The 6,182-nt window shown below is 51.0% G+C and carries 6 protein-coding genes, 1 pseudogene and 1 other annotated feature; of the genes and pseudogenes, 2 read left to right on the top strand and 5 right to left on the bottom strand.

What is annotated here, in order from left to right:
• Positions 1–181: 181 nt before the first annotated feature.
• Positions 182–940, bottom strand: a pseudogene (locus ABES02_RS29960) (class I tRNA ligase family protein); the annotation flags it as partial.
• A 92-nt stretch (positions 941–1,032) separates the two neighbouring features.
• Positions 1,033–1,291 (bottom strand) — a binding site (T-box leader).
• A gap of 200 nt (positions 1,292–1,491) precedes the next feature.
• Between ABES02_RS29960 and ABES02_RS29955 the strand changes: the two are divergent.
• Complete coding sequence (locus ABES02_RS29955) at positions 1,492–2,586, top strand: iron-containing alcohol dehydrogenase family protein (RefSeq protein WP_430141738.1); 1,095 nt, start codon at positions 1,492–1,494, stop codon at positions 2,584–2,586.
• Positions 2,587–2,711: 125 nt separating this feature from the next.
• On the opposite strand, the gene ABES02_RS29950 is transcribed toward ABES02_RS29955, so the two are convergent.
• The 4 genes from ABES02_RS29950 to ABES02_RS29935 form a co-directional block, all read right to left on the bottom strand.
• Positions 2,712–3,218, bottom strand: a complete 507-nt coding sequence (locus ABES02_RS29950) for a PSP1 C-terminal domain-containing protein (protein ID WP_430141736.1) — start codon at positions 3,216–3,218, stop codon at positions 2,712–2,714.
• Positions 3,215–3,526: a PadR family transcriptional regulator gene (locus ABES02_RS29945; RefSeq protein ID WP_430141733.1), complete on the bottom strand. Its 312-nt coding sequence runs from the start codon at positions 3,524–3,526 to the stop codon at positions 3,215–3,217. The genes ABES02_RS29950 and ABES02_RS29945 overlap by 4 nt, the downstream gene beginning before the upstream one ends.
• Before the next feature lie 680 nt (positions 3,527–4,206).
• Positions 4,207–4,521, bottom strand: a complete 315-nt coding sequence (locus ABES02_RS29940; RefSeq protein ID WP_430141731.1) for a hypothetical protein — start codon at positions 4,519–4,521, stop codon at positions 4,207–4,209.
• Positions 4,469–5,530: an ABC transporter substrate-binding protein gene (locus ABES02_RS29935; RefSeq protein WP_430141729.1), complete on the bottom strand. Its 1,062-nt coding sequence runs from the start codon at positions 5,528–5,530 to the stop codon at positions 4,469–4,471. Before ABES02_RS29935 ends, ABES02_RS29940 begins: the two co-directional genes overlap by 53 nt.
• 154 nt (positions 5,531–5,684) lie before the next feature.
• Between ABES02_RS29935 and ABES02_RS29930 the strand changes: the two genes are divergently transcribed.
• A partial coding sequence (locus tag ABES02_RS29930; protein ID WP_430141727.1) for a cupin domain-containing protein occupies positions 5,685–6,182 on the top strand: 498 nt, incomplete at its 3' end.

Genomic DNA, 6,182 nt, shown 5'->3' with positions numbered 1-6,182 from the left:
GGGGGGGGGGGGGGGGGGGGGGGGGGGGGGGGGGGGGGGGGGGGGGGGGGGGGGGGGGGGGGGGGGGGGGGGGGGGGGGGGGGGGGGGGGGGGGGGGGGGGGGGGGGGGGGGGGGGGGGGGGGGGGGGGGGGGGGGGGGGGGGGGGGGGGGGGGAGGAGTAGAGAAGGGGGTGTTAGAGGCAATGTACACTTCGCCATCCTGTTTCGCTTTGACATAATCAATATCTTTATTCACCGCTAACGCCACATTGGCGGGAAGCGTCCACGGCGTCGTCGTCCAGGCGAGGAACGTTTCGTTCCCTTGCTTGCTTTTGAATTTGACGATGGCGCTCAAATCTTTCACTTCCTCATAGCCTTGCGCCACTTCGTGAGAGCTGAGCGTCGTTTGGCAATCCGGACAGTACGGGCTTACGCGGTGACCTTTGTAAAGCAGTCCTTTTTGATGAATATCGGATAAGATGTGCCACACGCTCTCGATATAGTCATTCGTCAGCGTAACGTAGGGGTCATCCATGTCCGTCCAGTAGGCAATCGCCTCGGTTAATTCGCGCCACTGCTTCTCATATTCAAACACGCTGCTCTTACATTGTTCCACGAATTCCACTACACCGTATTTCTCGATCTCCTGTTTGCCGGATATGCCCAACTGCTTCTCAACGCCAAGCTCGACGGGCAGGCCGTGCGTATCCCAACCGGCTTTACGGACGACGCGGTATCCGGTCATCGTTTTGTAGCGGCAGACGAAGTCTTTAATGACGCGCCCGAGCATATGCCCGATATGCGGCTTTCCGTTGGCGGTCGGAGGTCCTTCGTAAAAGACGAAGTTCGGCCTGCCCTCGCGGTTTTCGATGGATTTGCGGAACGTATCGCTCTGCTTCCACTGCTCCAGAACGCGCAGCTCGCGGGTTCTCGCCGTCTCTTTCACATCCACTTTTCTCATTGCATATCTTCCTCTCTGGGACAAAATGGGTGATGGTTCCTCAGGCGGTATCGTCAAAATCATCCTGCCGAAACGCAAAAAAATCCCGCCCCGTAAGGGACGAGATTTCATCTCGCGATACCACCCTTGTTCCGTAACGATCATATCGACTACGATCTTACGGCACCTCATACTACGTACCATCATACGCGTCCCTTGTAACGGCGGGATCCCGGGGCAGCTTACTTGAGTTGCTTCAGCTTTCCTTCTCGGAGATGATTTTCGGCTACGCCTTGAACGTTGGCTTTCAGCACAAGGCCAACTCTCTGGGGAACAAGGGATTAGCGTACTCGTTCTCGTCAACGAATTTAGGGACAGTTTTCAGTTAACTTATTTCTACACGAATTTCAATAAAAAGTCAACGTGCATCGGCAAAATGGTTTTATGGCCGGTTCAGTGGATCTTACGTAAAATGAGACGGCTGTATTTTTCACTCGTCGATTCGCGTTGACCTGATCCACCGCATCATCCATAATAAATTGAGCTGAATTTCATCTAGGGGAGGAATCATCATGAATGGCGTTCATTTTGTTCTGGGTTCGCCTAATGCGTACATCCACGAACCGGGGATACTGCATAAAGCGGGAGAATGGATTGGAAAATACGGAAAATCGGTATTTATTATTACCGGAGAAAAATCGTGGAACAGCTGCGGAAATCGGCTGACGGACAGCCTGGATCAGTCAGGGGTTCATTACGAGGTGCATACCTATCGCGGAGAATGCAGCTACGAAGAAGTGGAGCGATTGCGTGCCCTTGTCCCGCCGGCTGCGGAACTGATCTGCGGAGTAGGCGGCGGCAAAGTGATGGATACGGCCAAAGCGCTGGCGAACGCCATGGGCAAACCGTTCGTGGCCGTGCCGACGCTGGCCGCTACTTGTGCCGCTGTCGCTAATTTATCGGTCATGTATACCGAAGAGGGAGTATATCTCCATTTTCCGGTATTCGACCGGGGGACACTGCTTTGTCTTGTCGATACGGACATTATTGCAAAAGCGCCTGTCCGCTATTTGGCCGCGGGGATTGCGGATACCCTCGCAAAATGGATTGAAGCGCCCATGTCCGCTACCGGAAAAAAACATAATCTTCCTACCGTCGGTGGCCTGCAGACGGCAAAGCTTTGTTACGATACGCTGCTCCAATATAGCGCGCAGGCAATAGAAGACGCCCGACAGGGTATCCCCAGCGAAGCGCTGCAGCATGTGATCGATGCCAATATTTTGTTCAGCGGCATGGTCGGTGGACTCGGAGAAGACAACTGCCGTTCCGCCGCCGCGCACGCGATTCATAACGGACTCACCGTCATACCGGAAACGCACGAAGCGTATCACGGGGAGAAGGTAGCCTACGGCATCCTGGTGCAGCTCGTCCTCGAAAATCGGCCACAGGACGATCTGGATGAAGTGCTGGCTTTCTATAAGGAGACGGGAATACCGTATCGGCTGGACCAAATCGGCATCAACCGTGCTTTGTCCGATCAGGAGCTTCAAGAGATTGCCCGCATATCGCTGCTGCCGGAGAGCACGATGGGGAATATGTCGTTCCCGGTTACGTCCGAGATGGTCGTAAACGCGATTAAGAAAGTGGAAGAGTTGTCACGGGCTTAATGCGCATCATGAACCCGGAGATTTGTTCAACAGCAAGGAGCTGCCGCGGCAGCTCCTTCGCAACATAACATAACCCGGCTTGTCGCAACATATCGTTTCGTAACGACTTTACCGTACCCATGCCCTTATTGCTTCGTATCCGTACAGGAATCCTCTTGCGGTTTGGGGTTTATTCGGCCGACTTGCTTCAGCTGAATCCGCTGCTTGTAAACGCCCCCTAAATCCTTGCACAGCGCTTTCAGATCCAATCGGTTATCCGCTCGAAAATAAAAAGTCAACGTCGTTTTTTGATCCACAAACGATGGCGCGTACTCCACGTCAACATACTGCATAGGCAGTTCATGTTTTACAATGCCTTCTTCAAACGTTTTTTGGGCAAACGCTTTATCGAGAGCATCCGAATCAAGGTCTCCTTGCATACTCGCTGTTCCTCCTTTCAAGGAACTCGTCTGTACTTTGTTGTTATTGTTCATTCTATATTGAATATGGGCATCGACAGCGCCAAAAAGAATATCCAGAATATCGGTAATTCGCGGCCTTTCGTATTGCTCCAGCATGGCAATGAATTCCTCTTGGTAACGGTCGCGCCATGAGCGCGGATAAAGGCGTATCAACCATCTCATTATTTTCATTGCAACGCCAGCCTTTGAAGACCGGTTACAGCGATGTGACTTAAGCTTGTAAGCTGCTTCTTCAGCACATCCGCTCCCGATGGCGTTAAACAATACGGACGCCGCCGATCCTCTGTTTCCAATGACATAATGAACCCGTGCTTTTCCAGCCGGGAAATAGCGCCATACAGTGTACCCGGTCCAAGGCGCACGCCTGACATCGCTTCAATATCCTCCATCATGGCATAGCCGTGCTTGGCGCCGCCTGCAAGACTTGCAAGAATAAGAACAGACGGATCGGAAAAGCGGTCAAAATCGGCGGTACCCATGTGATATACTTCACCTCCAGTTATATATTACGATAAATGATATATCGCATAACGTAATAATAACCCATTATTTGGAATTTATCAATAGTTTAAGTTTAGGGACTAGAAACTTTTTCCATAAATGTCCGTATCGTGGCTGTATGCACCCATTTACTTGCTTCTCATCCCTATGTTCATTTTTGGTGCAGTGATGTCGTTAATGAAGATGCACCGGGCTATGGTTGAAAGGAGACCTTTCAAATTTTTTGTTTCCATCCTGTATTTTATATTTTCCGCCACAATCATGTTTCCGTACGGTCTTTTTATGATTACCTCCACGAGCGGGCCGGGTTATTATAAAAATCCCTTCGTTATTATTTTTCTGCTGATCATCCCCACCATCATATGCGCTTTTATTGCAGCCAGGCAGAACGCTTTTAAATACAGTAAGCGAAGCTTCCCGGCCGCACCCGGCCCAACGCATCGGAGCGATGGTAAATGATCAGATTCAGTCCCGTAAAAACGATTTTGCCATAACGAATAGGGCCACCTGCCTGAATCTCGGACATGACGGCCAGACTATGAAATACCCTGCCTTACAAATCTCCGATAAATGCTATTTTCATAGTTTACAAAAATAACCCCAACCTCAAACCGGAGTACGGTCGTAAGGCTGGGGTATTTCGGTCGGTCCGAACCGCCTACTTATTCTCTTGAATATATTTGTTTGCTTTTTCTTCCGCTTCCCTCAGCACCGTATTGACGTCTTTTTTATCGTAAGCCATGCTTTTGGCGGCCTCGTTCAAGAACGGATACAGCTTTCTGTCATATTTGGTCGCCTTCGGCAGCGGAGCCGGTTTGACGGTGAAAATGCCCTGAAGATTTTTGCCCTCATACAGCTTCGTATCAACGGCTGCGTCTTTCTTGAACGCCGGGTCCTTCAATACCGTGAGACGCGTTCCTTTATTCATCGCTTTTTGCGCTTCGTCGCTGATCGATTGTTTTGATGGCGGCATAGGCGGCCTTCTTGTTTTTACTGGTCGGCGTGACCAACGCCAGATGATAGTCGATTTCCCGGCCTACGCCCGGCTTGTCGTCGAAGGAAGGGAACGAGACGAGATCCCAGTTGAAATTTTTGCCTGCTTCTTTAAGCTGGGGGAGACGGGCTGTGGTGGAATCGTGCCAATACGGGAACATTGCGGTCTTTTGTTCCTTCATGAAGTAGTCGATGCCGTACGTGTATTTTTTCTGAGGTTCGACGATCCCCGGAATTTTATACAATTGCTCGTACAGACCGAATACTTTTTTATAAGCATCCGTCGTCAGGACGGCTTTTTCCTGTTTGGCATCCACAACGCCCAGGCCGTAGGGCCGCGTCAAAATGGTAGGGTTTTGAAGATCGAGGCCGATATATTGGGTACCCTGATCCGCCCGTGTGACCTTGCCGGCGAGCTCGATAATCTGGTTCCAGGTCATCCCGTCCTTCGGGTAAGGAACGGCGAATTTATCAAAGATATCTTTGTTATACAGCAGTAAGCCGTAGTTCATCGCATAAGGGACGCCGTACAATTCCCCTTTGTCGCCGTAGCTTTTCGTGACATTGACCGTTTCCGGTTCAAATTTGCCGAGATCAATCTTCTCCTGCTTAATAAATTCGCTCAGATCCGATACGAGACCCAGCTCCACCATGTCATACAAATAATAATTACTTGTCAAGATCACATCGGGCACTTCACCGGCGGCGATAAGCTTATCGAGCGATGTGCCTGTGACGAGCTGCGTCGTAATGTTCGGATATTTGGCCTGAACCGGCTTCGTTACGAGCGCATCCAGATCAGCAGTGGTAAGCACCCCCGCACCGTTGGAGAAAAAAGTGAGCGTCGCCGGTTCATTATTGTATCTGTCAGGGTTTGCAGAAGCGCTTGGCTTGTCCCCACCGGCCGCTTCCTTTCCGCAGCCGGTCAGCGCGAGAGTCCCGAGAAGCGACATGCCGAGCAACAGCGGTATCGATTTCTTTCCATACATTGTGTAACCCCTCCATTGGAAACGATTTCAGTAAATTAAGTATAGGGAGTTACGCTGTGAAATGATATTCCATAATTTATTCATTCTTTATGCGAATTTGTCCTCTTTGGTGATATAGTGTAACTATATCTACGGTAGTGAGGTGCTGAGACGCATGGTCAAATCCGTCGAAATGCTCCAGGGCGCGGTGAAGGAACGTGTCGTTTATCAAAGTCCGCTATTGTTCCTGGACGTATACGAGCTGCGTCGCAGCAGCGTGCTTTCCGGCAAATGGCATCACCATAAAGAAGTCGAGCTGCTTGCGATTATCAAAGGCGGGATCGTCATGCATACGATACAGGAGGCTGTCGTGCTGGAGGCGGGAGACGTGTTCTTGATCGGTTCCTCCGAGCCGCACCGGACGAATAGGCCGAGTAGCGATGAAGTGCATTATGTAGTGCTGCAGGTCGACTTGTCCCAGTACCTTGATCAAAGCATTTTACCCTTTTTGCATGGCTTTTCGGAGTTAACGAGCCCGCTCGACGAGCTGAACTATATTTTTAAGAGCGATCCGGCAGCGCGCCAGGAAGCGTTCCGGCTGATCCTGCATATTTTTGATGAAATGGCGGCCAAAAAGAAGGGTTACGAGATGGCGATCGGGATCGCAGTCAGA

Origin of the sequence: Neobacillus pocheonensis (assembly GCF_050477905.1) — a bacterium.
Lineage (GTDB): Bacteria > Bacillota > Bacilli > Bacillales > Cytobacillaceae > Neobacillus > Neobacillus pocheonensis_A.
Note: the sequence above shows the minus strand (reverse complement) of the source record. Positions and strands in the feature narration are given on the sequence as shown.

Bases quoted from the DNA above. Each gene is read 5' to 3' on its own strand.
- ABES02_RS29950 (WP_430141736.1), bottom strand. From the start codon at position 3,218: ATGAAAATAATGAGATGGTTGATACGCCTTTATCCGCGCTCATGGCGC.
- ABES02_RS29945 (WP_430141733.1), bottom strand. From the start codon at position 3,526: ATGGGTACCGCCGATTTTGACCGCTTTTCCGATCCGTCTGTTCTTATT.
- ABES02_RS29955 (WP_430141738.1), top strand. From the start codon at position 1,492: ATGAATGGCGTTCATTTTGTTCTGGGTTCGCCTAATGCGTACATCCAC.
- ABES02_RS29940 (WP_430141731.1), bottom strand. From the start codon at position 4,521: ATGCCGCCATCAAAACAATCGATCAGCGACGAAGCGCAAAAAGCGATG.
- ABES02_RS29935 (WP_430141729.1), bottom strand. From the start codon at position 5,530: ATGTATGGAAAGAAATCGATACCGCTGTTGCTCGGCATGTCGCTTCTC.